This is a genomic window from Salinibacter sp. (assembly GCF_036626415.1).
Lineage (GTDB): Bacteria > Bacteroidota > Rhodothermia > Rhodothermales > Salinibacteraceae > Salinibacter.
The window spans coordinates 1-26,562 of sequence record NZ_JAZKRW010000030.1; the positions used below are offsets into that span (position 1 = coordinate 1).

16 protein-coding genes are annotated in these 26,562 nt (G+C 64.9%); 11 read left to right on the forward strand and 5 right to left on the reverse strand.

What is annotated here, in order from left to right; all coding sequences use genetic code 11:
- Positions 1 to 2: 2 nt before the first annotated feature.
- Entirely contained in the window at positions 3 to 344 is a 342-nt protein-coding gene (locus V5A20_RS05215; RefSeq protein WP_442978428.1) for a YccF domain-containing protein, read from the forward strand.
- A 54-nt stretch (positions 345 to 398) separates the two neighbouring features.
- Here V5A20_RS05215 and V5A20_RS05220 read toward each other — a convergent pair whose 3' ends face one another.
- Positions 399 to 1,319, reverse strand: a complete 921-nt coding sequence (locus V5A20_RS05220) for a universal stress protein (protein ID WP_332314550.1) — start codon at positions 1,317 to 1,319, stop codon at positions 399 to 401.
- A gap of 977 nt (positions 1,320 to 2,296) precedes the next feature.
- Here V5A20_RS05220 and V5A20_RS05225 point away from each other — a divergent pair.
- From V5A20_RS05225 to V5A20_RS05240, 4 genes are all read left to right on the forward strand, one after another.
- Entirely contained in the window at positions 2,297 to 5,338 is a 3,042-nt protein-coding gene (locus V5A20_RS05225) for a SusC/RagA family TonB-linked outer membrane protein (RefSeq protein ID WP_332326856.1), read from the forward strand.
- Positions 5,339 to 5,553: 215 nt separating this feature from the next.
- On the forward strand, positions 5,554 to 6,759 hold the full coding sequence (locus V5A20_RS05230) for a hypothetical protein (RefSeq protein ID WP_332314552.1): 1,206 nt from the start codon (positions 5,554 to 5,556) through the stop codon (positions 6,757 to 6,759).
- A gap of 15 nt (positions 6,760 to 6,774) precedes the next feature.
- A complete protein-coding gene (locus V5A20_RS05235; protein ID WP_332326857.1) occupies positions 6,775 to 8,067 on the forward strand; it encodes an acyltransferase family protein in 1,293 nt (430 codons plus the stop codon).
- A 260-nt stretch (positions 8,068 to 8,327) separates the two neighbouring features.
- Positions 8,328 to 9,353, forward strand: a complete 1,026-nt coding sequence (locus tag V5A20_RS05240) for a LacI family DNA-binding transcriptional regulator (RefSeq protein WP_332314554.1) — start codon at positions 8,328 to 8,330, stop codon at positions 9,351 to 9,353.
- Positions 9,354 to 9,366: 13 nt separating this feature from the next.
- On the opposite strand, the gene nagB is transcribed toward V5A20_RS05240, so the two are convergent.
- Positions 9,367 to 11,349 carry a glucosamine-6-phosphate deaminase gene (gene nagB, locus V5A20_RS05245; RefSeq protein WP_332326858.1) on the reverse strand — a complete coding sequence of 661 codons (1,983 nt, stop codon included), beginning with the start codon at positions 11,347 to 11,349 and terminating at the stop codon, positions 9,367 to 9,369.
- Positions 11,350 to 12,174: 825 nt separating this feature from the next.
- Between nagB and V5A20_RS05250 the strand changes: the two genes are divergently transcribed.
- The 4 genes from V5A20_RS05250 (at position 12,175) to V5A20_RS05265 (ending at position 17,768) form a co-directional block, all read left to right on the forward strand.
- Positions 12,175 to 12,501 (forward strand): hypothetical protein, encoded by a 327-nt coding sequence (locus V5A20_RS05250; protein ID WP_332314557.1) that lies wholly within the window; start codon positions 12,175 to 12,177, stop codon positions 12,499 to 12,501.
- Positions 12,488 to 12,625: a hypothetical protein gene (locus V5A20_RS05255; protein WP_332314558.1), complete on the forward strand. Its 138-nt coding sequence runs from the start codon at positions 12,488 to 12,490 to the stop codon at positions 12,623 to 12,625. The genes V5A20_RS05250 and V5A20_RS05255 overlap by 14 nt, the downstream gene beginning before the upstream one ends.
- Before the next feature lie 350 nt (positions 12,626 to 12,975).
- Positions 12,976 to 16,026, forward strand: a complete 3,051-nt coding sequence (uvrA, locus tag V5A20_RS05260; RefSeq protein ID WP_332326859.1) for an excinuclease ABC subunit UvrA — start codon at positions 12,976 to 12,978, stop codon at positions 16,024 to 16,026.
- A 368-nt stretch (positions 16,027 to 16,394) separates the two neighbouring features.
- Positions 16,395 to 17,768, forward strand: a complete 1,374-nt coding sequence (locus V5A20_RS05265) for an ammonium transporter (RefSeq protein WP_332314560.1) — start codon at positions 16,395 to 16,397, stop codon at positions 17,766 to 17,768.
- A 193-nt stretch (positions 17,769 to 17,961) separates the two neighbouring features.
- Here V5A20_RS05265 and rodA read toward each other — a convergent pair whose 3' ends face one another.
- Together rodA and mrdA are read right to left on the reverse strand one after the other, a co-directional pair.
- Entirely contained in the window at positions 17,962 to 19,224 is a 1,263-nt protein-coding gene (gene rodA, locus V5A20_RS05270) for a rod shape-determining protein RodA (protein WP_332314561.1), read from the reverse strand.
- A 9-nt stretch (positions 19,225 to 19,233) separates the two neighbouring features.
- Positions 19,234 to 21,147 (reverse strand): penicillin-binding protein 2, encoded by a 1,914-nt coding sequence (gene mrdA, locus V5A20_RS05275; protein ID WP_332326860.1) that lies wholly within the window; start codon positions 21,145 to 21,147, stop codon positions 19,234 to 19,236.
- A gap of 394 nt (positions 21,148 to 21,541) precedes the next feature.
- Here mrdA and V5A20_RS05280 point away from each other — a divergent pair, with 394 nt between their 5' ends.
- A complete protein-coding gene (locus tag V5A20_RS05280; RefSeq protein ID WP_332314563.1) occupies positions 21,542 to 24,646 on the forward strand; it encodes a peptidase S9 in 3,105 nt (1,034 codons plus the stop codon).
- An 11-nt stretch (positions 24,647 to 24,657) separates the two neighbouring features.
- Here the strand turns inward: V5A20_RS05280 and V5A20_RS05285 are convergent, their stop codons facing one another.
- Entirely contained in the window at positions 24,658 to 25,467 is an 810-nt protein-coding gene (locus V5A20_RS05285) for a PhzF family phenazine biosynthesis protein (protein WP_332314564.1), read from the reverse strand.
- Positions 25,468 to 25,591: 124 nt separating this feature from the next.
- Here V5A20_RS05285 and V5A20_RS05290 point away from each other — a divergent pair.
- A partial coding sequence (locus tag V5A20_RS05290; RefSeq protein ID WP_332326861.1) for a quinone-dependent dihydroorotate dehydrogenase occupies positions 25,592 to 26,562 on the forward strand: 971 nt, incomplete at its 3' end.

Here is a 26,562-nt window from a genome sequence, read left to right on the forward strand (position 1 = left end):
TGCTGATGTACGTTTCGATCGTCGGCATCCCGTTCGGGCGGTCCTGCTTCGAGATCGGCACGTTTGCGTTCCTGCCATTCGGTCGCGAGGCGGTGCGGCGCGACGAGCTGACGGGCGGCGGCGACGTGGGCACGAGTCCGCTCGGGACGCTCGGCAACGTGCTCTGGTTTCTGCTCTGCGGCTGGTGGCTGGCGCTGGGGCATCTCGCCACGGCCGCGGCGCTCATCGTGACGATCATCGGCATCCCGTTCGGCATTCAGCACGTCAAGATCGCGGCCCTTACGCTCACGCCCATCGGCCGGACCGTGGTGCGCGAGGAGGTGGCGGACGCGGCGCGTCGGTAGCAGCGCGCCCTCTCGGTCCGGGGTCGGCTGCGTGGAAACAGATCTCAAACAGCTCTACGCGTCCGGCTCGCCCGACGGGGCACCGGGGAAGGCACGGGCCGCCAGCACAGGGCCCTTTGCCCCCCGCATGACCGCCTCGGTGATGCTTCCGAGCATTGTGCGACGCACGCCGGACAGGCCCCGCGTGCCCATTACGGTGAGGGTGTCGAGGCCGGCCGCCTGCACCACGGTTTCTTCCGGCTCGCCCCGGTGCACGACGTACGACACGGACTGGCCGTCGCCCGCGGCGACGGCGCCCCAGTTTTGGAGCTCGCGCTCGGCCCGGTCCTTCACCTCGCGACTTTTGGTCTTGGGCGATTGCATCTCGTAGACGGGCGGGAGGGTCGGGGACTCCACCGCGTGGACGAGCTGGAGGGGAACGTCGTAGACGCGGGCGAGTCGCGCCGCGTAGTCCAGGGCGCTCCGCGACAGGTCCGAAAAGTCAACGGGCACGAGGATCCGCTCGATGGGCGCCGTCGAGGTGGCGCTCGGGCCGTCCTCCCGCACGCGGGTCGTGAAGACCGGACACGGGGCCGTGCGGAGGACCTCCTCGGCCACACTGCCGTAGACAGCTCGTTGAACGCCGCGGCGGCCGTGGGTGCCCATGACAATCAGGTCCGCGTCCTCGTGCTTCGCCATGCGGAGAAGGGTGGGGGCGACGGCGTCGCTCCGGTCGGCGTGGTAGGCGAGGCGGTCGTCCTCGGGGGCCAGGTCGTGCGAGGCCAGTGACTCGTGGCAGCGCTCTTTGAACCGCTCGTCGAGCTTGTAGCTCGGAAGCGGCGATCGCCGCCCCTCGTCCAGCACGCTCTCTGGGGTTTCTTCGACGTACGCCAGGTGGAGCGTCGCGTCGGTGCGCCTGATCAGGTCCACGGCGTAAGCGAGGGCCCGCTCGGAAGACGGGGAAAAGTCGTGGGCAAGGAGGAGCGATTCAAGCATTGAGAAGGAGCGATTGGGAAGAGAGCCGGGGAGGTGAATGGGGGCTTGTCTCAACCTCTACGCCCTCCAGGAAGGTTCCCGCGACGCGGCGTCGACGAGTGCCTCGATAGAAACGTCGCTCCAGACCCCGATCTGGACGTCTGGCTACCTATCACTTTGAGTTGGAGTATTTTCCCAAACCCCCTGCGCGTCGTCACGCACTCCGATGCAGGATCTCTCTAGTGGGGGCAGTGTCGATTATGGAAAGATCCTGAGTCAGGCTCAGGATGACGCGCCTTTGATATGAGGTTTTGGAAAGCTGTTTGGCGCACGTTCTGTGGCCACTCCGAAGAGTACTCGGTCGCACTCCATGAGCATTTCCTCGCTTACGCTCAGTGCGCTGCGCTCCCAGCGCTGCGACTTCATGGATCTCGCACAAAATGGCTTCTGCACTTGCCCGGTAGCTCACCAGGGTATGACCTCGCTCTTGCTCGGCCCCCGCTACGGAGATTCATTGGGGCCCATTTTGTAGCGTCGCCCACTGAGTGTACTCGGCTGCGCCTCGTCAGTCGCTACGCTCGTATCGGCTAAACATCAATCCACCAAACAGATGCTGTGGTAAATCTCAAGCGATTCAGGTCCCTGGATTCAAACATGGCTAGTTTGGCCGTACGGATTGTGGGCTCCGCGTCAATACTGAATCAAGTTCACTGCAAGCACTGCAGGCAGCCTGAGCACTGAATCGAGGGCAACACAGGACCTGATGAGGAGACGTTTCTGAGGGAGAGGCGTCCAGAACTTGGCGGGGCCAGTCTGCAGATCCAAGAGCCGTGCTGCGCCCCCACGAAAACGAAACTGCACGAAGAAACGTGGAACCGCTTCCAACCGAAGAGATCTCTTGACAGCCATTCGTGGGATGGTTTATTTCCAAAATTGATTGTTTAAAAATCGCCTTGTTCACTGCACCTCGCTGCTCCCCCGGTTTTCTTCTTTTGGCCATGTTGAACCTCCTTGATCGATATACAGCTCTTTCCGCCCTGCTGGTGGGCGTAATCGTTGCCATCGTTGGGACCCCGGCGGCCGCGCAGACGTCCTACACGATCTCCGGGCAGGTCCTTGACGCAACGAACGATGAGCCGCTCCCCGGCGCCAATGTTCAGATTGTGGGTACGACCTACGGAACCGCGACGATGGGAGATGGCCAGTTTACCTTCGAGGCGCAGCTAGAGCCGGGGGGGTACCGCGTTCGCGTCTCATTTGTGGGGTTTGAGACTGTGACCCGGCCGATTGACCTCGGAGATCAGCAACGAGTGACGCTCGACCCCGTCCGCATGAACGTCTCGGCCGGCCGCGTCGAAGAGGTGGTGGTCACCGGCCAGGCCAGCCCAACCCGCCGCAAGGAGTTGGGGAATGCGATCTCCTCCATCGAGGCCGCCGAGCTTCAGGAAACGCCGAAGAGCTCGGCGCTGCAGTCGCTGCAGGGAAAGCTGGCGGGCGTGCGCATTCAACAAAGCTCCGGCGATCCGGCGGGGGGCACCGACATTCGATTGCGAGGGACCGGGACCGTTCTGGGGGCTGCCGGTCCGCTCATCGTGCTCGATGGCGTGATCGTCAGCAACGACTCTCCAGAACTCATACAGATTGGCGGCACGACGCAAAACCGACTCCTCGACATTAATCCAAATGACATCGCCCGGATCGAGGTCGTAAAGGGTGCCGCCGCTGCGGCCCTTTACGGTTCTCGCGCCAATAATGGGGTGATGCAGATCTTTACAAAAACCGGGGAGACCGGGGAAACGCAGGTCACATACAGCACGCGTGTCGAGACACAGGCCATCCGCAACACCCTCGATGTAAACATGGCGCAGAACGATCAGGGACAGTTTCTCGGCAATGATGGGAGCCCGCTTCCTGATGGACAGCGACGCTGGGACTACCAGGACTTTATCTTTGACCGTGCTTACGGAACGGACCAGTATCTCTCAGTTTCGGGCTCGTCGGGGGACACCCGTTTCTTTACCTCAGGGGGGTACTTTGGCACGCAGGGCATCGTTGACGAAAGCAGCTTTCGCCGATACAACGGCACTGCCCGATTGGAGCACACTTTAAACGATTGGGTGAATGTCACGGCAGGGGCGCGATACGCCTTCAGTGAAAGCGCCGACGTGCCCAACGGCGGGCTGAACACTCTCTACGGGGCCATGACCGGGTTTATCTTTGGTCCGAACACGACCGACCCGCGAAAGAACGACCTCGGCGAGTTTCCCGACATCGGCACCTTCTCGAACCCGATAGAGGTGCAGAGCCGGTTCGACTTTGGGCAGGAAACCAGCCGATTCATTGGGGACCTTCAGGTAAACATGACGCCTCTCGATGGGCTCAGCATCGACTACGTTATCGGCCTGGACACCTACGAGCAGGCCGGCACTGCCTTCATTCCGCGGGGGGTAGGGACGAACGGGTTCGAGACCGGATTCTCTCGCCGGGCGGAGCTCAGCAGTCTCCAGTACAACAGCGACCTCAACATCCGCTACGAGACGACGATTGCTGAGGAGGTGCGCTCAACCTCGCTGATTGGCGGAACCGTTCAATACTCCTCGCAGGAAACGTTCAACGCGCAGTCGCAGGACCTGCCTCCCATTGCCGAGACCGTCGGTGGGGGAACCTCCTCGCGGGAGTTCGGGGAGTTTCGATCCCCCCTCACCGTCTACGGAGTCTTCGGACAGCAGTCCTTCGGGGTGGCCGACCGTCTCTTCGTCACGGGCGCCCTTCGCCTCGATGCCTCCTCCTCATTTGGGGAAGAGGACCGCTGGCAGTTGTACCCGAAGGTGAGCGCCTCCTACGTGCTTTCCGAGTACGACTTCTGGAGTAACGCCCTGAGGTCGATCATTCCAAGCTTCAAACTTCGGGGCTCCGTAGGCTGGTCGGGTGGCCTGACGTCGATCGGGGCCTTCGACCGATTCACGGTCTACAACTCGCAGCCGTTTGCCGGCAACCCAGGACTGCAGCCGTCCGACCAACGTGGGGCCGAGGGCGTCGTCCCGGAGCGTCAGCGGGAGATTGAGCTCGGAACCGATTTCAGTCTCTTTAGCGAGCGGGTGGCCATCGAATTTACCTACTACAACCAGCAAACCAACGATCTCCTCCTCACACAGTCCCTCGCTCCCACCACCGGCTTCGACACGAGGCTCGGAAATGTCGGAACGGTCGAAAACAACGGTATTGAGCTTCGCGTGCGGGGCGTGGCGCTCGACCGGGAGAACTTTCGGTGGGTGTCCACCGCGACCTACTCCCGCAACCGCAACGAAGTGAGCGGCATTCCGGGGGAGACCGGGCGCGTCGTCATCCCAAGTAGCTTCGGGGTCTCCGTTGCCGAGAACGGCGAGCCCATTGGCTCCTTCTTCGGGGGCGCCTTCAAGCGGAATGAGAACGGGCGGGTCGTGGACACGGACGGCAACGTGATGGGGGAGGACGACGACGGGTACTGGCGCCCGGCCAACTGCACCGCCGGCGAGTCCGGGTGCAGTGGAATCCCGGCCCGGGCCGCCGAAGACCAGATCATCGGAAACCCCCAGCCGGACTTCTCACTCGCCTGGATCAACCAGTTTCAGATCGGAGACAACCTGCGGTTTCGGTTTCAACTCGACGGCGAGTTCGGGCAAGACGTGTTCAACTTCACGCGCCGGATTGGGGCCTTTCCCCCGTTCGGGACCCTGGAGGACTACGAGCGGGAGCTGGAGGGCAATCTCCCGGACGGGTACGGGTTCGGGGTCTTCAACATCTTCGAGAATTGGATCGAAGACGGCTCCTACGTCAAGCTCCGCGAGGTGGCGGTCAGCTACACGATTCGGCCCAATGGCCTCCCCTTCCAAAGCGTGCAGTTTAGCGCAGCGGGGCGCAATCTCTTCTCGATTGACGACTACAGCGGATACGATCCAGAGGTGAACATTGGGGGGCAGCGAACCGGGGTGCGTGGATTCGACTTCGTCGTTCCCCCGGTCCCGCGGACGTTCTCTCTCGGCGCCACGCTCACGTTCTGAGTCCCCTCTGTGCCCTCTCGATTTCCTAACGTTTCAATCCGTACCCCGCTATGTTTCGTCCCACGTCCCTTCCCCGCTCTTTAATTTCGGTGCTAGTCGTTCTCGCGCTGCCGCTTGTGACGGCTAGCTGCGACCTCAGTCCGACCAATGAAAATAACCCTACTGAGGATCAGACGCTCTCGAGCGCCGAGGGTGTTCGGGCACTTGCCGTTGGCATGCAAGAGTTCTACGCGACGGATGTCCTCAACGCCACCATCCCACGGGGGGGCGCCATCACCAGCCGAGAGATTGCGATCAACAACACGTTTAGCAACCTTGTCGAGATGGAAGCGGGGGGAGACGATCTCTCGACGAGCAACGCGAACGTTGAGGCCATCTGGTCGGACAACTACCGGGTCGTTCGGATGGCCGAGGACCTCATTGAGAACGCCCCTCAGGTCAATCTCTCCGCGGGGACTCAGAGCGGAATTATCGCCACGGCCCGCGTGTTCAAGGCCCTGTCCCTCGGTAATATCGCTCTCGCGTTTGAGCAAGCTCCAACTACCACAGACCTGTCCGGTTCGGCCCCCTTTGAGCCCCGCCAGGAAGTTCTACAGGAGGCCACCACTCTGCTCAACGACGCCCTCTCCACGCTCAACAATACGGCGCCATCCGAAGACTTCGCGTCAGGCATTCTCTCCGTTTCGGTATCGGGCAACGCCAGCCCCGTCGAAGGGCTGCGGAATACCATTCACGCCTACCGGGCCCGCTTCAACCTCCTCGCGGGTAATGACCAAGCCGCCATCGACGCCGCGAATCAGGTCGATCCGGCCGTTCAGGTGACCTTCAGCTACAACGACCAGAGTCAAAACCCATACTGGCAAGAACTTGTGCAGTCGGGCGACCTTGCGCTTCGCGACAGCCTTGGGTCCAACCTCATCGAGCCGGGCGATGCCCGCATCGATTTCTTCACCGATCCGTCGGACGCAACGAGCACCCCGAACGGATTGGGGATCGAGGCCCCCGATGGGTTCTTCACGACGGCCTCCACACCGGCGCCCCTGTTTGTGCCCGACGAGATGACTCTGATTCGGGCGGAGGCCATGCTTAACCAAGACGCCCCCCTCAGCGAAGTCGAAAGTGCCATCGACTCGGTGCGCACCGACCTCGGTCCGTCCCCTTTCGGCATTGAGGCGGGGCTCCCCCCGTACAGCGAGACGGGACGCCCGATGACGGAAGCGTCACTGCAGACCGAGATTCTTCGGCAGCGCCGGGCGGAGCTGTACCTGCAGGGCCTCGCTCTCGCCGACAGTCGCCGGCTGGGGCCGGAGGTCAGTGATCGGGACAACCCGTCGTTCTCGGAACGGGCCCGCAACTTCTACCCCTACCCCGACCAGGAGAGCCGCAACAACCCGAATACGCCGGAAAACCCGGACTTCTAACACATGGCGACTGCGATGGCCGATGCTTCGACCCCTCATCCCCCCACTCAGGAAGATGCCCTCGCTTCCGGCACGGACGAAGAGTCCTCCTCCGACGCGTCGGACGAGCAGGCGTCTCTGCTGAAGGAGGAGGCGCACACGGGCGACTCGTTGACCCCTCTAAAGGGCCGGCTCGTCTCGCTCGATGTGTTTCGGGGGGCGACCATCGTGGGGATGATTCTGGTAAACAATCCCGGAACGTGGGCGCACGTCTATCCGCCCCTCCGGCACGCGGAGTGGCACGGGTGGACCCCCACAGATCTCATCTTCCCGTTCTTCCTGTTCATCGTTGGGGTGGCCATCCCCCTGGCGTACACGAAGCGGCTTGCGCAGGGAATCTCCCGGTCTACGCTGGTCCGAAAGGCGGGGAAACGGGCGGTGATCCTGTTCGGGATCGGGCTCTTCATGGCGGCCTATCCCATCGTCCAGATTGATCCCACGTTTGCGTGGCTGCGGCCCGGTCTCGGAGAGCTCCGCATTATGGGCATTCTACAGCGGATTGTACTCTGCTATATTGCGGCCACGCTTCTCTTTCTCTACGCCCGGCCCCGAACCCGCCTGTACTGGATGGGCGGCATCCTGCTCGCATACTGGGGTGCCCTTGTCCTCGTCCCCGTGCCCGGCTACGGGGCCGGGATGCTGGACGTGCCGGAGGCGACGCTTCCTGCGTACGTCGATCGCATCGTCCTGGGCACTGAGCACCTCTGGCGCGGCGCCGATTACATGTGGGACCCGGAGGGCCTGCTCAGCACGTTTCCAGCCATCGTCACGACGCTGCTCGGAATCTGGACCGGTCGCCTTCTTCTCAGCGAGGGACGTCCGCACACCAAGGTCGCCACCCTCTTCGTTCGGGGGACTCTGCTGGTCGTGGGGGGATACGTCTGGAGCTGGGCGTTTCCGATTAACAAGTCGCTCTGGACGAGTTCGTACGTCCTTCTGACCGGGGGCGTGGCGATGTGTGCGCTGGCGCTGTGCTACTGGTTCGTCGACCTCAAGGGGCACAAGAAATGGACGCATCCCTTTGTCGTCTACGGCGTCAACGCGCTCGTCGTCTTCGTCGCGAGCACACTGGGAACCAAGACCCTCATTCACCTCCAAGCGACCGTAGATGGGGACACGATGTCGGTGCAGGCGTATCTGTTCGAAACTGTTTTCCTCCCGCTGGCATCGCCGATGAATGCGTCGCTCCTCTACGCGGTGGCCTACATTCTCCTGTGGTATGGCGTTTTGGCCGTGATGTACCGGAAAAACATCGTCGTGACGGTGTAGCGCCACAGTATCTCTCTGCCCCTCCGAAGGGCCGCGTCTCCGGCATATGCTGACACCTTCCCCCCAAAACGGTCCCATAGCTGTCTCCACCACGAACAATCCGCCCGACTCCTCTTCGGATCGGCTACGGGAGAGCCGGGTTGCGAACGTGGATGCGCAGCGCGAGGTTATGCAGGAGGATCGCATCGAAAGCCGGCGGAAAGAAACCGACGAGGCGGTGCTCCGACCCCAGATTGTTCTCCTCAAAACCCCGGATTCCCATGGAGAACAACGAGAAGAACATGACGATCGATCAGGTGGCCGAGCTCGCGTACGTCTCACGATCCGTGGTGTCCCGGGTGCTGAACGATCATCCGAACGTAAGCGAGGAGGCACGTCAGCGGGTGCTCGAAGTCATCGAGGAGTATGACTACCGCCCGAGTTCAGTGGCCCGCAGCCTCGCCACCGACCGATCATTCGAAATCAGCGTCCTTACGCCCCGCCGCGGCGACGGGTCGCTGGCCAATGGCTACTGGCCGCTGCTGTACTCCGGCATCTTCGAGCAGTGCCTTGAGCGCGGCTACTTCGTGTCGCTCTCGATGGTGTCTGAGGAGGTCGAGGAAGAGATTCAGAACCAGGCCCGCGACTCGCGCTTTGACGGCTACATCCTCATCACCACCGAGGTGACCGATCTGGTCGCGTCTTCCCTGGAGGCGAGCGATGCTCCGGCAACGCTTATTGGGCGCGCGCCGGACTGGGAGTCCGTCAGCTCGGTCGACATTAACAACGAGAAGGGCGGGTACGAGGCAGGCCGTCACCTTTGCGCTCTCGGCTACGAGGAGATTGGGCTCATCCTGGGGAGCCTAGCTCTCGAAGAGTCTGCGGACCGCCGGGCTGGAATCGAGCGGGCCCTCTCAGATGCTGGGCGCTCGGTGCCGAGCCAGTACGTGGCGGAGGGAGACTATTCTCAAGAGAGCGGGTATTCGATCATTCGAGACTGGGCGGAGCAGGAGACGGTGCCACGAGCCCTCTTCTGCGCGAGCGACACCATGGCGATGGGGGCCTTGCTCGCGCTCCACGAAGTCGGCTATCGGGTGCCCGGGGACGTGGCCGTCGTAGGTTTCGACAACCTTCCGTCGTCGCAGTACACCATCCCGCCCCTGACGACGGTGCGCCAGCCGGTCTACGAGAAAGGGAAGACCGCCGTCAAGCTGCTCCTTGACCAGATTGAAAATCCCGGCGCCGATCCGGTCCACGAAGAGTTCGAGCCGGAGCTGGTCGTGCGAGAGAGCTGCGGGGCGAACTGACTGAACGAAAGCCCTACGGCATTTTGTCGGTGGTCACAAAGGCCTCGGCCGCATAAAATTCGGGGAGGCCAAGCTGGTTGAGGGTCTCGGCGGTGTCCCGGTTGCGGTCGCGGGCGCGCTGCCAGAACTCGCGTTCGTCGTAGGCGCCGGGAAACATGGCCCGGTCCTTCTGGCTCTCGTGCTTGTAGATGGCCTCCACCTTCTGGTCGAGGCCCGCCTTTGAGAGCGGGAGGAAGACGTCAGCCCGATACGTTTCCCATTCCTGCCAGGCGCCGCGGTAGAGCCACACTCCTGGATCAGCCGTTGCCTCGCTGGTCTCCCCGTCGCCGCCCGCCGCGGCGGCCCGGTAGCGCTGGAGCGCCTCGTCGATGGCCTGGTAGCACATGCGGTGCGTGCCGTGGGGGTCCGATAGGTCGCCCGCCACGAAGATGTTGGTGGGCTGCACCTCTTCGAGAAGCTCCAGTACCACCTCCACGTCCGCCTCCGAGATGGGGTCCTTGCGCACGCGGCCCGTCTTGTAGAACGGCATGTCCAGGAAGCGCGAGTCGCCTGGGTCGAGGCCCATCACGCCGGTCGCCGCCACCGCCTCGCCGGCGCGGATGTGGGCCTTCAGGTCCTGCACCTCCGGCAGATCCACCTCGCCGGGGTCTTTGCTGTCGAAGAACGCCTCGATTTTTTCACGGCGTTCGTGGAAGTCCTCCAGGGCCGCGTCGTCCATGTCGAGCGCGTCGCTGCTGAGCTCGACGAAGCGGAGGTAGCGGCGCACGTCGGCGTCGAAGACCGCCACGTTGCCGCTGGTCATGTAGGCAACCGTCACGTCGTTGTCGTTTTCGACGAGCGTGTTCAGCATCCCGCCCATCGAGATAACGTCATCGTCGGGATGCGGGCTGAACACGATGACTCGCTCATCCGAGATGATGTCCTCCTGGTAGTTGATGCGCCGGCGCAAGTCCTCGAAGACCTCCCGCGTCAGGTCGTCGATGTGGTCGTACTGATGGACGAGGCCGTGGAGCTGATTGCGATAAAAGTCGCCCGACTCCAGGCGCGGGATGGCCTTGTCGAGGGTTTTGGAGAGCCAGATCACGGCCCGCTTCGCCTCTCGTTTGGTCCAGTCCACCTCGCGCACAAGCCAGGGCGTCTTCACGCGGGTGAGCTCGCCCCCGGCGGCGCGGTCCACGTAGAACGTGGCGTTGCCGTGCTCCTGGAGGTAGCTGGCGGTCACGTCCCGCGTCGGCGGTTCCTCCACGGCCCGCTGCACGATGGGCGCCTTGTGCTCCCCGGTGGCCATGAGGATGATCTCGTCGGCGTCGAGGATGGTGCCCACGCCCATCGTAATGGCCTCCTGGGGCACGTTTTCCTCGCCGAAGAAGTCGCTCGCCGCGTCCTTGCGCGTAATCTCGTCGAGGACGATCATCCGGGTCCGCGTGTCCTGGCTGGAGCCCGGCTCGTTGAACCCGACGTGTCCGCTGCGCCCGATGCCAAGCAGCATCAGGTCGATGCCGCCGGCCTTCTCGATCGCGTGCTCGTACTCGATGCAGTGGTGCTCCACCGCCTCCCGCGGGATGTCCCCCCGCGGGATGTGGATGTTCTCCTCGGGGATGTTGACGTGGTTGAAGAAGTTCTCCTCCATGAACCGGTGGTAGCTCTGCAGGCCCTCCGGGGCCATGGGGTAGTACTCGTCGAGGTTGAACGTCACCACGTTCGAGAAGTCGAGGCCTTCCTCCTCGTGCATCCGGATGAGCTGCTGGTAGACGCCGATGGGCGTGGAGCCGGTCGGGAGGCCCAGCACGAGGGGCTGCCCCACGGCCTGCCGCTCCTCAATGAGGTTGGCAATGCGGCGGGCCACCTGGCGCGACATGGCGTCCGGGGCGTCGAAAATGAGGACGGGCACCCGCTCGCGCTGCGTGCCTTCGTGGCCCCCGGCAACCTGGCGGGACGTCTCGACGGTGGAGGTTTCGACGGGCGGGTTGGAGCCTGAGGCGGCGTCGGCGGACATAGGAAGGGGGAGGAACGTCTGTGTGTGGGCGTGTGGGCGGGGGACCCGTCGTATGGACGTCTGAAGCGCTGCCCCAGCACGTCGCCGGAGCGATGTGCAACCGGAGACTTCCTCACTCTGTGTCGCGGGAAATGATTCGGTGGAAGCAGTTCCAAAACGACGCGCCAGGGGTGCTCTTTGCGAGGACCCGCCTTCTGACAAGAGCTGCAGGAGTGGGGAGGAGCAATCCCGTCTTTCAAGCATGATGCATCGTTCCACCTGGAGGCAAGGGTGGGCGGTGCAGCCGCCTGGATTGCGCACTAGGCCGTCGGGCTCTCTCCCCGGCCGTGCATGCTTCTCATTTGCTGATGCTCGCATTCTCCCCTGGGTCTACAAGGCGCTTTACTGTTAGTCTCGATGCAGGCGGTTCCGGCACGTTGCTTCTCGCAGAGTGCGAGGACTGCTCAGACCAGATTTTCCGGCACGGGGTGGCCGCCAACCCTCAGCGGGGAGGCATCGAGCAGTCGGGCCGAACGTTGGCCACCCTGAGTCGAGATGCCCTCTCATCCCACCGTCCCATCGGCCGCCTGTTGGTCTGCGCAGGGGTAGCCGGGGCCGGGCGTTCTGAGGAGCAAGAGGCCCTTGCCCGCCGCCTCCGTCGGGCCTTCGCAGACGACGCAGATACTGTCTACGTGGAAGTGGTCCACGATGCGTGCGTTGCCTAGAGGCCGCCTTTGGTGCAGAGAGCGGCCTCGTGGCGATTGCCGGCACGGGCTTCACCGTGGTGGACTGGACCGAAGAGGGGACGATACGCCGCGGCGGGGGCGGGGGTATCTGCTGGCAGATGTGGGGAGTAGATACACCGTGGGCCGAGCGGGCCTCCGGGCCGTTGCGGCGGCCTTCGATGGCGGGACCGACACGCCCCTCTGTGATCGCTTTGGGGAACGGTGTGGCATCGACGGACGGGAGTCGCTCATCCAGCGGGCCTATCGGGAGGAGTTTGGTCTTCAGGACGTGGCGCCGCTGGTGATTGAGGCGGCGGCGGACGGCGGCCCGGTGGCCTCCGATATTCTCACCTCGCAAGCCACTGCCCTTGCCCAGCAGGTCGGGTGGCTGAGAAGGGGGCAGCATCGCGCGCTGGACCGCACTGCTTGGCGGCATGCTCCGCAATGAGCACTACGCCCAGGTGCTCCACCGCGCCTTCCACACACATGTGCCAGACTGGTCGGTAGAGGTCCTCCGGCACAATCCTGTCGTCGGGGCCCTTCGGCGCCCGGGTGGGGAGCAGGAGGTGTGAGCGGGAGAGAACGGCGGCGTTGGGGGCTTGACGAAGCAGGGGGGAACGCTGTCTTCTCGCCTGGCGCTTCGCACTCCGATGACCACGCCCTCGATTCGTACCAAAGAAGGGGAGGAGATGAGACATTAAGACATCCTCTGGAGGGTGAGGTATCCGCAACGCCCCCGCAACATCTTCGCCCCGGCCCGCTGCACCCCTGCCCCAACGGGAAACGCCCGTCCGCCCCGGTGGTGTAATCTTCTCTATAACGAATTGACGCCTCTATCCTCACGCAATACGAAATACGCAACACGAGCATCCGGCGAGGCGTCCGGTGCGAGCACTCCCTCACGAAAGCTGCCGTCCCCCGCATGCCCGAGCACATTACCCTTCGCGGCGCGCGCGAGAACAACCTCCAGGCCGTCGATCTCGACATTCCCCGCAACCGGCTCGTCGTGGTGACGGGCCTGTCGGGGTCCGGCAAGTCGAGCCTCGCGTTCGACACCATTTTCGCCGAGGGGCAGCGGCGCTACATGGAGAGCCTGAGCGCCTACGCCCGCCAGTTCCTGGAGATGATGGAGCGGCCGGAGGTCGACTACATCGACGGCCTCTCGCCGGTCATCTCCATCGAGCAGAAGACCGTGAGCGGCAACCCGCGCTCCACGGTCGGCACCGTCACGGAGGTGTACGACTTCCTGCGCCTGCTCTACGCCCGGGCCGCCACGGCCTACTCCTACGAGACGGGCAATGAGATGCGGCAGCAGAGCGACGACGAGATCATCGACGGCATCCTGGAGCTCCCCGAGGGCACGCGCCTGCAGATCCTGGCGCCGGTGGTGCGGGGCCGCAAGGGCCACTACCGCGAGCTCTTCGAGCAGACCTCGGCGCAGGGCTTCGAGCGGTTCCGCGTGGACGGCACGATGCGCGTCTACGAGGAGGACATGAAGCTGGAGCGCTACGAGACGCACGACGTGGAGGTGGTCATCGACCGCCTCGCGATCAAGGACGGCATCCGCTCCCGCGTGAGCCAGTCCGTGGAGACGGCGCTGGAGATGGGCGGCGGCACGCTGATCGCGGACGTGGTGGACGGGCCCGAGGGTGTGGAGATGGGCGACCACCTCTTCAGCCGCCACCTCGTGGATCCGGAGACGGGCCTCTCCTACGAGGAGCCCTCGCCCAACATGTTTTCGTTCAACACGCCCTATGGCGCGTGCCCGGAGTGCGAGGGGCTGGGCACCGCCAAGCAGATTGCCCCGGAGCTCGTCGTTCCGCATCCGGAGAAGACGATCGGTGAGGGGGCACTGGTGCCACTCGGCGAGCCACGGGACATCTGGATCTTCAACCAGCTCGAAGCGGTGGCCGAGGCGTACGGGTTCGACTTTGATACGCCGATCGAGGATCTGTCCGACGAGCAACTCGACGTGATTTTGGAGGGGGCGGGCGACGAGCAGTTCGAGATCCAGTACGGCTACAAGGGGCGCGAGGTGCAGTACAAGCACCGCTTCGACGGCCTCTACGACCACATCTGGCACACCTACGAGGAGACCAGCTCCTCGAAAAAGCGGCGGCGGGCCGAGTCGTTCATGCGGGAGATGGACTGCCCCGAGTGCGGGGGCGGGCGCCTCACGCCGGAGAGCCTCCACTACCGCATCGGCGACCGGTCGATCGCCGACCTGGCGCGGATGGATCTCACGCAGCTGCGCGACTTCGTGGAGGACGTCCCGTTCGACACCGAGCGGCAGGCGCGCATCGGCGCGCCGATCGTGAAGGAGGTGCGCGAGCGGCTTGACTTCCTCATCGGCGTGGGGGTGGGCTACCTCACGCTCGATCGCCCGGCCCGCACCCTCAGCGGGGGCGAGAGTCAGCGCATTCGCCTTGCCACGCAGGTGGGCACCCAGCTCACCGGCGTCCTCTACGTGCTCGACGAGCCCACCATTGGCCTCCACCCGCGCGACAACGACCGCCTCATCCAGAGCCTCGAAAGCCTGCGCGACCTCGGCAACTCGGTGCTCGTGGTGGAGCACGACCGCGACATGATCGAGTCGGCCGACCACGTAGTCGACCTCGGCCCCGGCGCCGGCATCCACGGCGGGCACGTCATCACCACCGGCCCGCCCTCCGTCCTGACGGTCGACCCGGCGGGGTCCGGGGGCGACGGCCGGACGAACGGAACGGCTGAGGTCGAGATCGAGGACAACGGGGTGGCCCGGAAGCAGGTGGCCGAGCGGGCCGCCGAATACGACAGCGACCACTACGACTTTCGCAGCTTCACCGCTGCCTACCTGCAGGGCGAGCGCGTCATCCCGCTGCCCGACGAGCGCCGCGACGGCACGGGCGAGACGCTCACCCTCAGAGGAGCCACCGGTCACAACCTGAAGGGACAGGACGTCGACATTCCACTCGGCACGCTCATCTGCGTCACCGGCGTCAGCGGCTCCGGCAAGTCCACGCTCGTCAACCAGACGCTCTTTCCCATCCTCCACCGCGAGTACCACGATGCCAAGTCGGTGCCCCTGCCCTACGATCAGATCGACGGTCTCGACAACGCCGACAAGGTGATCGAGATCGACCAGCAGCCCATCGGGCGCACCCCGCGCTCCAACGCGGCCACCTATACGAAGCTGATGGACTCCCTCCGCAACCTCTTCGCCCAGCTGCCGGAGGCGGAGATCCGGGGGTACACGAAGAGCCGCTTCAGCTTCAACACGGACCCGGGCCGCTGCGAGAAGTGCGGGGGGACCGGCACGGTCACGCTGGAGATGAATTTCCTGCCGGACGTGGACGTCACCTGCGACGCATGCGACGGCCGGCGCTACGGGCCGGAGACGCTGGAGGTGGAGTACAAGGGCAAGAACATCGCCGAGGTGCTGGACCTGACCGTCGCCGAGGCGCTCGACTTCTTCGAGAACCAGCCGCGGCTCGTGCGCACCCTAGAAACGCTCGACGCGGTGGGCCTCGGCTACCTCACGCTCGGCCAGTCGTCGACCACGCTGAGCGGGGGGGAGGCGCAGCGCGTGAAGCTGTCGAAGGAGCTCTCTCGGCCCGGCACGGGCGACACGCTCTACATCCTCGACGAGCCCACCACCGGCATGCACTTCGAAGACGTGCGCCACCTCCTCAACGTCCTGCACGGCCTGGTGGACGCGGGCAACACGGTGATTGTGATCGAGCACAACATGGACGTCATCAAGCAGGCCGACCACGTGATCGATCTTGGGCCGGAGGGCGGGCGCAACGGGGGCGAGGTGCTGTTTGAGGGGGCCCCGGAGGCCCTGGCCGAGGCCGACACGCACACGTCCGCGCACCTCCGCGAGGAGCTGGAGCGCACTCGGGCCGCGCAGACCGATGAGAAAAAGACGGCCCCGGTCGGTGGATCGCACGACGGGGTGTCCTCGGGGCGCCCGGAGCCGACGGCAGAGTGAAGGCCCCACGGCAATCGCCCCTCGGCGGCGGGGACTGCTTATGAAGCCCTGCAGGGACAAAGTGCCGGTGCCCCCACGCTCCCGTGCGCCCTCTTGCTCCGCAATCGGGCAATGAAGACGAAGGGCACGGAGAGAACCCCCGCACCGGCACAGCCCGGATTTTGACATGCAACCGTCCCTGGAAGGCCCGTGTCTTCCGACCAGGCAGTCCCGAAATGTGTTGATCCTGTTAAAAGAGTTATCGGAAGCGGTTCCGCGGGTCTTGGGAGCGCTTCTACAGAGCACTATTTTTTGTGGTTTTTCGGGAGTATTGCTACAGTAAGTGGCGTCATCACGGATCCCACCACAAAAAATAGTTGTATTTCGGCATGAGTACACGTACGCTGCTCCCTTCCGTTTTGGGCCTTCTCCTTGTTCCGTTCGGGGCAGATGTTCTGGCCGCCTCCGATCCGTCGAACGTCGCCGAGGCGGTGCAATCGGCCGAGCAGGCGCAGACGAACCTGAACTACGTCTGGACGATCCTCGCTGCGGCGCTGGTGTTTTTCATGCAGGCGGGCTTCGCGCTGCTGGAGTCCGGCTTCTCGCGGGCGAAGAACGCGGTGAACATCATCATGAAGAACGTGATGGACGCTTCGGCCGGGGCGCTGGTCTTCTTTGCGGTCGGCTTCGGGCTGATGTTCGGCACGTCCTGGGGGGGGCTCATCGGCACCGACGGCTTCTTCCTTACCGGCACGGGCGATCAGCCGGAAACGTGGACCTATGCATTTTATTTCTTTCAGGCCGTCTTTGCGGCGACGGCGGCCACCATCGTCTCCGGAGCGGTGGCGGAGCGCATCAAGTTTAGCGGCTACCTGATCTTTTCCGTCACCATTACGGGGCTGATCTATCCGGTCTTTGGGGCCTGGGCCTGGGGCGGGCTGTTTAACGGAAGTGGCTGGCTGGAGGCGCTCGGGTTCATCGATTTTGCAGGGTCGACGGTCGTGCACAGCGTCGGCGGCTGGGCGGCCCTGGCCGGCGCCCTGGTCGTGGGGCCGCGCGTGGGCAAGTACGCGAACGACGGCACGCCCCGCAGCATTCCGGGACACAGTCTTCCCCTGGCCGCGCTCGGCGTGTTCATCTTGTGGCTCGGGTGGTTTGGCTTCAATGCGGGCTCCACGACGGCCGGGTCCACCGCGATCGCCAAGATTGCCATGAATACGTTCGTCGCGGCGGGGGCCGGAGCGGTGGCCGCCATGGCGGTGACCTGGATCGACGGCGGCACGCCGGACGCTACGATGACGCTGAACGGCGTGCTCGGCGGCCTCGTCGGCATCACGGCGGGCTGTGCGGCCCTAACGCCGCCGTACGCCATCCTCACGGGGGCCGTCGCGGGGCTCGTGGTGGTCTACGGCACCCGCGCCCTGGAATGGTACGTGGACGATCCGGTGGGGGCCATCGCGGTGCATGGCCTGGCGGGGGCCTGGGGCACGATCGCTGCGGGCCTGTTCAATTCCGCGGGCTTCAGCCTGTCGCAGGTGGGCGTGCAGTTTGTGGGCGTGGCGGCGGCCTTCCTGTGGACCTTTCCCATGAGCTACCTCGTCTTTTCGATTGTTGACGCCGCGATCGGCATTCGGCTCAATGGCAAGAAAGAGACGGTCGGGCTCGATCGCATGGAGCACGACGTTGAGGCGTATCCGGAGTTCACGACGAACGGGGACCGCCAGGCCGCGGGGGCCGAGACGGACGAGCCTGTGGCCCCGTAGCCCGTCGGCGCTGGGGAGCCGGTCAATCCCCTGTACCTGGGGGAGGACGAGCGGTGTTCTTCCCTAGGGGGAGGGGAGGAAGGTTCCCCGACACACACGTCAGTATTCGGAGCACGAGATGCGCGACGGCCGCAGGGCCAGGCCCGGTGGGAGCCTGGTCGCTGCGGCCGTTCGTGTTCGGGGCCGGGGGGGCTCAGTATCCGTAAATCGAGAGGTCCTCGCGCCGCATGTGGGTGTTGAGGACGATGGCCAACAGGGCCGTGTTGGCGAGCATGGCCGAGCCGCCGTACGACAGAAACGGCAGCGGGAGCCCGATGACGGGCAGCATGCCGGTGACCATGCCGATGTTAATGAAGATGTGGATCAGGTACACGCCCACGGCGCCCGCGGCCACGATGCTGCCGAAGGGGTGCTTGACGTCGGCCCCCAGCTTGATGAGCCGGAGAAGGAGGGCCGCCAGCAGGCCGAGCACAAGAAGCGAGCCCACGAGCCCGAACTCCTCGGCGACGACGCTAAAGATAAAGTCGGTCGTCTGCTCCGGCACGTAGGCCCCCTGCGTCTGCGGGCCCTGCATGAAGCCGGTCCCCCAGAGCCCGCCGGAGTGGAGGGCAGCCTTCGACTGTACCAGGTGAAAGCCGACCCCCTGTCGGAATTGTTCGGCCTCCGGGTTTGTGAACGACAGCAGGCGGTCGACCTGGTAGGGCTGGAGGATCTTGCGGAGCACGAACGAGATGATTCCCGTCACGCCCGCGGTGAAGGTGGCTGCGAGGGCGGCCACGGAGCGGCGTCCGGAATACACCCAGAGCCCGCCGGTGAAGAGGACGGCAAACGCGAGGGCGGCCGGGGTGGACACGAGCGCGAGGTAGCCCGCAATGGCGGGCGAGACCATCAGCAGCAGTACCGAGAGGGACAGGCCGCTCCAGAAGAGCATGATCGGCACGAGGCCGAAGAAGACGAGGGCGGTGCCCAGATCATTCTGCAGGATGACGAGCACGGCCGGCACCACGATCAGGGCCGCGGCCTTCAGGGCAAATGCCAGGTCCTGCCCGGTTCGGGTGTGGCGCTCGGACAGCAGCTGCGCCACGGCGAGGACCGTGCCCACCTTGGCGAGCTCCGACACCTGCAGCCGCAGCGGACCGAGGGCAAGCCACGCCTGCGTGCCATGCACCTCCACGCCCATCACGAGCGATAGTATGAGCAAGCCGATCGTCGCGGCGTAGGCTGGATAGGCCGCGTACCGCAGGAAGCGGACGGGAAGCAGGAGGGTCCCTCCGATGCCGACGGCCGACACGCCAATCCACAGCAACTGGCGCGAGAAGCTGTTCTGGACGCCCGGCCCCAGATACTCGGCCGCCGGGCCGTGGGTGGTGCTGTACAAGGCCACGAGGCTCATTCCGGCGAGCGCCCCCCACAGCAAGAGGGTCCAGGGATCCAGTTTGCGAAGCAGGCTCTTCATGGCCGGGCGTTACGGGGAGGGGGCGTCGGTGCGGGACGAATCGAGGGTGGGGGCCGTGGGCTGAGAGGTGGCCTGTACGGGGGCAGACGGCCCGGGAGACCCGGAGGAGTCGTTCTCCGGGGCGCTGCGAATCTCCTCGCGCAGGCGCCGTTTCCAGTAGCGCCGCTCCCAGGTGTCCGCGATCGACCCCGTCAGGTACTTCTCGGCCATCAGGCTCGCGATGGGGGCCGCAGCGGTGGCCCCGTAGCCCGCGTTCTCGACGGCCACGGCGATGGCAATCTCGGGGTCGTCGTAGGGCGCAAACATGATGAACAGCGAATGGTCCTCGCCATGGGGGTTCTGGGCGGTGCCCGTCTTGCCGGCGCTGGGAATGCCGGGAATCTGAACCCACTGGCCGGTGCCGTCGGTCATGACGCGGTGCATGCCCTCCTGGACGGTCTCGAAGTGGGCCGGGTCGACCGGAATGGGGTCCGGGGGCGGCAGGTCCGGGCGCTGGATCGCGCCGGTCTCGGGATGGACGGCCTCGCGGACAAAGTGGGGGGTGGGCAGGCGGCCCCCATTGCCGAGGGCCGCCGCGTACCGGGCCAGTTGAAGGGGCGTTACGGACATGTCGCCCTGCCCGATGCCGAGGTTGATGGTGTAGCCGTCCGTCCAGCGGCCGTACATGCGGTCGAAGTAGGACGAGTCGGGAATCAGACCGGGTTCCTGCCGGAATCCCTCCAGCGGCGTGGCGCGGCCAAACCCAAACTCCCGGGCCCAGTCGTGCCAGGTCGCCAGATCCATGCTGTCCATCAACTGGTAAAAGAAGGTGTTGCACGACACCTCAAGGGCTTTCGCCACCGTGATCCGGCCCTCGTCCTGTCCATTGTGGTTCTTGAACGCCCGTCGCCCGATCTGGTAGCTCGGCGGGCAGTCCATGCGTTCCGAGGCGGTGAGCATCCCGGTTTCGAGGGCGACGAGGGACATGAACGGCTTCCAGGTGGATCCAGGAGGGTAGCCGCTCTGGGTCGCGCGGTTGTACAGCGGGTCGCGCGGGTCCGAGCGGAGGCTGTCCCAGGCCGAGGTGCTCACCGACTGGGCAAACAAGGACGGGTCGAAGTCCGGCGTGCTCACGAGCGAAAGGATGCCGCCGGTGTCGGGGTCGAGGGCCACGGCCGCGCCGCGCTTGCCCACGAAAAGCGATTCGGCCAGGGCCTGCACCTGATGGTCGAGGGTGAGACGGAGGTCGTGGCCGCCGAGGGGGGGAATGTCCATGGCGCCGTTCTGGTATTGCCGGACCTCTGTCCCGTGCACGTTCACGAGCACCATTTCGCGGCCCCGGTCGCCCCGCAGCATCGACTCGTAAACGTGCTCCAGCCCCGTGCGGCCAATCCGGTCGCCGGCCCGGTAGTCCGCGGGCATGCGGGACAGGGTTTGACGGTCAATCTCGTGGACGTAGCCGAGGGCGTGAGCCGCCCGGGCAGCCGTGTGGTAGCGCCGTCGCAGCTCCACGTCGTACGAGACGCCGGGCAATTCGTAAAGGTGCTCCTGCACGCGGCTGAACGTGTCGAACGAGACCCCCCGGAACGACGGGATGGGGCGAAAGGAGTTGCGTTCGCGCGCGTCCTGCAACCGACGACGCACCGTTGAGTCGGCGACTCCCAAGAGGTCGGCCAAGAGCGGGGCCTTCGACGCGTCGAAGTACTGAGGGGTGATGAGGATCGTGTAGGTGGGCCGGTTGTCGACCAGGAGGGTGCTGTCCCGGGCGTACATGGCGCCGCGGGCCGGTTCCACCGATTGCTCCCGGACGGCACTGCCCGGCGGGGCGCCGTCCTCGGACGCCCCGTTGAAGCCCTGGAGCTGCGCCAGACGGAGTCCAAGAAGGAGGAAGAGGAAGACGACGACCCCGGCATAGATCCGAACGCGGGTGCGATACTCGTCCATACGAGCGCAGGCAAGGGGCGGCTGTGCGCAGGATAGGAATGAGGCCTCAGGGTCGTCCTCTGTGGACGATAATTACACACCAAGGGGTGCAGGATGGGATTGGGAACGACGCGAGAGCAAACAGTCTCGTTCCATCCACGACGGACCCTCGGTCTCCTTAGCAAGTTTTACTTTTGCACAAACGTATTCTGGCGACTCCGCTTCTCGGCGGGCGTCCTGGCTGGTAGATTGGCCATCGCCGGGCGGAGCATACATGCGATTGCTTGGAGAGCGCAAGTTCTATTCCGGGTGCGCAGCCGTGTAACGGTTGAACCCTTTCGCGCCCCAAGCGATACATGTAGAACCTTCCCCAAAGTGCAGGTTTCGTTAAGCCCCGTTGACGCCCTTGGCCGCCATGCAACGATTTCTCGCACGTTCGTCCCTCGCCCTCGTCGTGCTGTCGCTGGTCTCGATGGTCGGAGCCGTGGGGCCCGCCTCGGCGCAGTACTTTGGGCAAAATAAGGTCCAGTACGAGCAGTTCGACTTTCAGGCGTTCGAGACGGACCAGTTCGAGATCTACTTTTATCCGGAAGAGAAGCAGGCCGTTGAGGACGCCGCCCGGATGGCGGAGCGGTGGTACGATCGACACTCTCGCACCTTTCTTCGGGAGTTTCAGCAGAAGAAGCCGCTGATCTTCTACGCCAACAGCCCCGACTTTCAGCAGACCAATGCCATCCGTGGCCAACTGGGGCAGGGGACTGGCGGGGTGACGGAAAGCCTCAAGGAGCGGGTGATTATGCCGCTCACGGGAAGCTACGGGGAGACCGATCACGTGCTCGGGCACGAGCTGGTCCACTCGTTCCAGTACGACATTGCCCTTCGCAAAGACAACGAAGGCTTTTCGCTCCGCAACATGCCGCTGTGGTTCATTGAGGGCATGGCCGAGTATCTCTCGGTGGGGCGGCAGGATTCGCACACGGCCATGTGGATGCGGGACGCGGCCGTGCGGGAGGACCTGCCCACCATCCGGCAGCTCACGCGCGACCAGCAGTCCTACTTTCCCTACCGCTACGGGCAGGCGTACATGGCCTACATTGGTGGCAAGTACGGCGACGCCACCGTCACGGACCTCTACAAGATGAGCGGACGGGTGGGGCTCGACTCGGCCTTCGTGTACACGCTCGGCATCTCGGCCGATTCGCTCTCCGAGGAGTGGAAGCAGGCCACCCGTGACGCGTTTCTGCCAGGCACCAAAGGCCGGACGCCGGTCGACTCGGTCGGCACGGCGGTGATTGGAGAGCCGGGGGGCGATTACCAGCTCAACATCTCCCCGGCGGTAAGCCCGGACGGCCGCTACGTGGCCTTCATTTCGCGCCGCAACCTCTTCAACACGAACCTCTTCGTTGCCGACGCGGAGACGGGTGAGATTGTGCAGGAACTGGAGGGCACCCGGTCGAATCCACACTTTGACGCGCTCCGGTTCATCAACTCGGCGGGGGCGTGGTCGCCCGACGGGCGGCGGTTTGCGTTCATCACGTTCGCGGACGGCCGCAACGAGATCAACACGTTCAACGTCCAGACGGGCGAAATTCGGACGCGCACGGCGGTGGAGGACGTCGGTGCGATCCACAACTTGGCCTGGTCCCCCGACGGGCAGTCCATCGCCTTCTCGGGGCTGGAGGGGGGGTTGAGTGACCTGTACGTCTACGACCTGGAGCAGAAGAGCGTGCGCCAGCTTACCAACGACCGGTACGCGGCCCTGCAGCCGACGTGGTCGCCGGACGGGGAGACCCTCGCGTTTACGACGGACCGCGGGCCGAACGGCACAAACTTCGAGACGCTCGAATACGGGGAAGAGCGCATTGGGCTGATCGATGTCGAGTCTAGGAAGATTCGCACGATCCGGCCCTTCTCTGCGGGCATGCAGCACAATCCGCAGTTCAGCCCGGACGGCCGCAGCATCTACTTCGTCGCCGACCAGGACGGATTCAAGGACGTGTACCGGTATGATCTGGATGAGGAGGCCACCTACCGCATCACGGAGTTGCAGACCGGTGTGAGCGGCATCACGGCCCTCTCCCCCGCCCTGTCGGTGGCTCGCCGGAGTGGGCGGATGATGTTTTCGGTCTTCTCGAACGGGGGCTACTCCATCGTGGGGCTCTCGCCGGAGGAGACGCAGGGCGAGCGGATGACGCCGGAGGGGGGCGCCAGCACCGCGGCGCTGCTCCCGCCCGTGCAGCCGAAGGGAGAAGGGCTGGTGGGCAGCTACCTGGACGACCCGATGACCGGGCTAAAGGACGTGGACTCGACCAATACGTCGAAAGCCAGCGACCGGCTATACCTTGACCGAATCGTCCCCCCCTCGGTGGGGGCCTCCGTGGGGGGACCTGTGGGCACCCAGGTGGCGGGCGGCGTGGGCTTTATGTTTAGTGACATGCTCGGGCACCGCAACTTGAGTGTCTTCGTGCAGGCCAACGGGACGATCAAAGACATCGGCGGGGGCGTCTTCTACTCCAACCAAGAGAACCGATTTGACTACGGCGTTGGGATCTCGCACCAGCCGTCGGCCTATGGGCAAATTGGCCGTACGCCCAACGGGAACTTCGTGCAGATCGTCCAGCGGATTTTCCGCACACAGGTGGGCGCGCAGACGAGCTATCCGTTCTCTCAGACGAACCGACTGGAGCTGGGCCTCGGGGGCACACGCTATGGGTTCGACGTGACGGCCCGTGCGTTCAACCGGTTTGGGCAATCGCAGGAGATCGACATCGGCACGTCGCGTGATCCCATCTACTTTGGTCGTGTGAGCCTCGCCTACGTCGGCGACTTTTCCAGCTCCGGATTGACCTCGCCCCTGCAGGGTGGGCGCTACCGCTTCCAGGTGACGCCCCAGTTTGGCTCTCGAAACTTCGTGTCGGTCTTGGCGGACTACCGGCGCTACTTCTACCGCGAGCCGGTCACGTTTGCGGTCCGGGGCCTTCACCGCGGAAACTATGGGGCGAATGAGTTTGACGGGCAGTTGACGGATAACTTTGTCCGCGAGACGCTTGGGGATCCGTATCAGGTCGGCTTCGTGCGGGGGTACAGCTTCAACTCGATCTTTGAGGAGCCAAAGTGCCGGCAGCAGGGAGTGTGTGACATTGGGCGGCTTTATGGCACCCGAATGGCCCTCGGCAGCGCTGAGGTTCGCCTCCCGCTCTTGGGCCCGGAGGTCTTGAGCCTCTCGACCTTCGAGTACCTGCCGACCGACCTCGTCCTCTTCGCCGACGCCGGGGTGGCGTGGACAAGCGAGGACTTGACGGAGTTGTCGTTCTCCTCGAACACAATTGGGACGGGTACGAACGGGCGGTTGGGGACTGGCACCTCAGAGAGCTCCGTATCGGCCCAGCCGGTGACGAGTGCCGGCGTCTCGGCGCGGGTGAACGTGCTGGGTGCGATCGTCATGGAGGCGTTTTACGCCCGTACCTTCCAGCGCACCAAGAACTGGGACTTTGGGCTCATCCTGCGGCCCGGATGGTAGGGGCGGACTCGTTACGCGTCGAGGTGGCCTTCGACGACGGTGACGGCCTGTCCCCCAAGCGTGACCCGCTCCGCATCCGGGCTGTCGAGGCGGACGCGGACGGTGCCCCCGCGCTTCGACACCTGATGGCCCGTGAGTGCGGTACGTCCCGTTTCGGCGGCCCAGTAGGGGCCGAGGGCACAGTGGGCGGAGCCCGTCACGGGATCCTCCGGAACGCCCACGCGGGGGGCGAAGAAGCGCGACACGAAATCCACGTCGTTGGTCGCGGCGGGAGCGGTTACGATGACGCCCCGCGCGTCGTCGAGGCTCTCCAGGGCTGAGAGGTCCGGCTGAAGGGCGCGCACGGTCTCTGAGCTCTGCAGGCGAACGAGATAGTCGCGCCCGCTCCATCCGACCTCATCCGGCATGGCGCCGTCGAGAGCATTGAGAAGTGGGATGGGCGGATCGGTCGGCGCCACCGGGTCGGCGGGAAAGTCCATCCAGATCCATCCGGCGTTGCGGCGTGCCGTGAGGGGCCCGCTCGCGGTCTCGAAGTGAAGAGGAGCCTCGGGAGACGCGTATTCGTCTGTCCAGAGGACGTGCGCACTGGCGAGGGTGGCGTGGCCACACAAGGCGACCTCATCGGTGGGCGTGAACCAGCGCAGCCGGTACGTGGTCTCGCCCTGGGGCCGCAGGAAGGCCGTCTCCGACACGTTCATCTCGGCGGCCACCTCTTGCATCCAGTCGGCATTGCGGCGTCCCTCCAGCATGCACACGCCGGCCGGATTTCCGGCGAACGGCGTGGTCGAAAATGCATCGACCTGGTAAATCGGAGCGGGCACGACGAAGAGCGGTGGGCGAGAAAACGGCGAGCGGCAGAGAAACGAAGTGTCCCGGATACGGGTCCAAAGAGGCAAGTGATCGGTGTGTCCTCCCCCTCCTCTGCCCGACGACATCGAAGTGCGCATGTACCAGCTTCTGCGACCGCTGCTGTTCCGGATGAGCCCTGAGCAAGCGCACACCGCAAGCCTGTGGGCGGCCCGGATGGCCCAGCGTACGGTTTTGCCCCTCGTGGCGTCGCAGTACCGGTTCGAGGACGAGCGCCTCAAGCAGCGCCTCTGGGGGAACACCTTTCCCAGTCCCGTGGGGCTGGCCGCCGGGGCCGACAAGAACGCCCAGGCGGTGCCGTTCTGGGAGGCCGTCGGGTTCGGGTTTGTGGAGGTGGGCTCCGTGAGTGCCCGCCCCGCCGCGGGCAACCCGACCCCACGCGCCTTTCGACTGCCGGAGGACCAGGCCCTCATCAACCGGCTGGGCCTGAACAACGAGGGGGCGGAGGCGGTCGCGGAGCGACTGGAGCAGGGACGGTCGGACCGATCGCGCCCGCTTGGCGTCAACCTGGCCAAGACCCACGATCCCGACATCATGGGAGAGGCGGCCCTCGAAGACTTCCGGACGAGCTTTCGGCACCTGGTGGGGCCGGCGGACTACGTGACCCTCAACGTCTCGTGTCCGAATACGCCGGACGGGGGCACGTTCGAGGACCCGGCGGCCCTCGACACGCTGCTCGACGCCATCGCGGCGGAGCAGAAGGCGCCGGGGCTGGCAGTGCCCGTTCTGATCAAGCTGAGCCCTCCCCTCAGCGACCGTGTGTTGTTCGACACGCGGCTGGAAGAAATCCTTGCGGTGACGACGGCCCACGACGTGGACGGCTTTATCGCGACGAACACGGCCCCGGACCGGCAGGGCGTGCAGACGTCCGACGAGCGGCTCGAAGAGATCGGGGCGGGCGGGCTCAGCGGGCCGCCGTTGGAGGACCGGGCGACGCGCCTGGTGCAGTACCTCTACCGCGCGACCGACGGCGAAATTCCGATTGTCGGCGTGGGAGGGGTGCACGACGCGGCGTCGGCCTACGCCAAGATCCGGGCGGGGGCCTCACT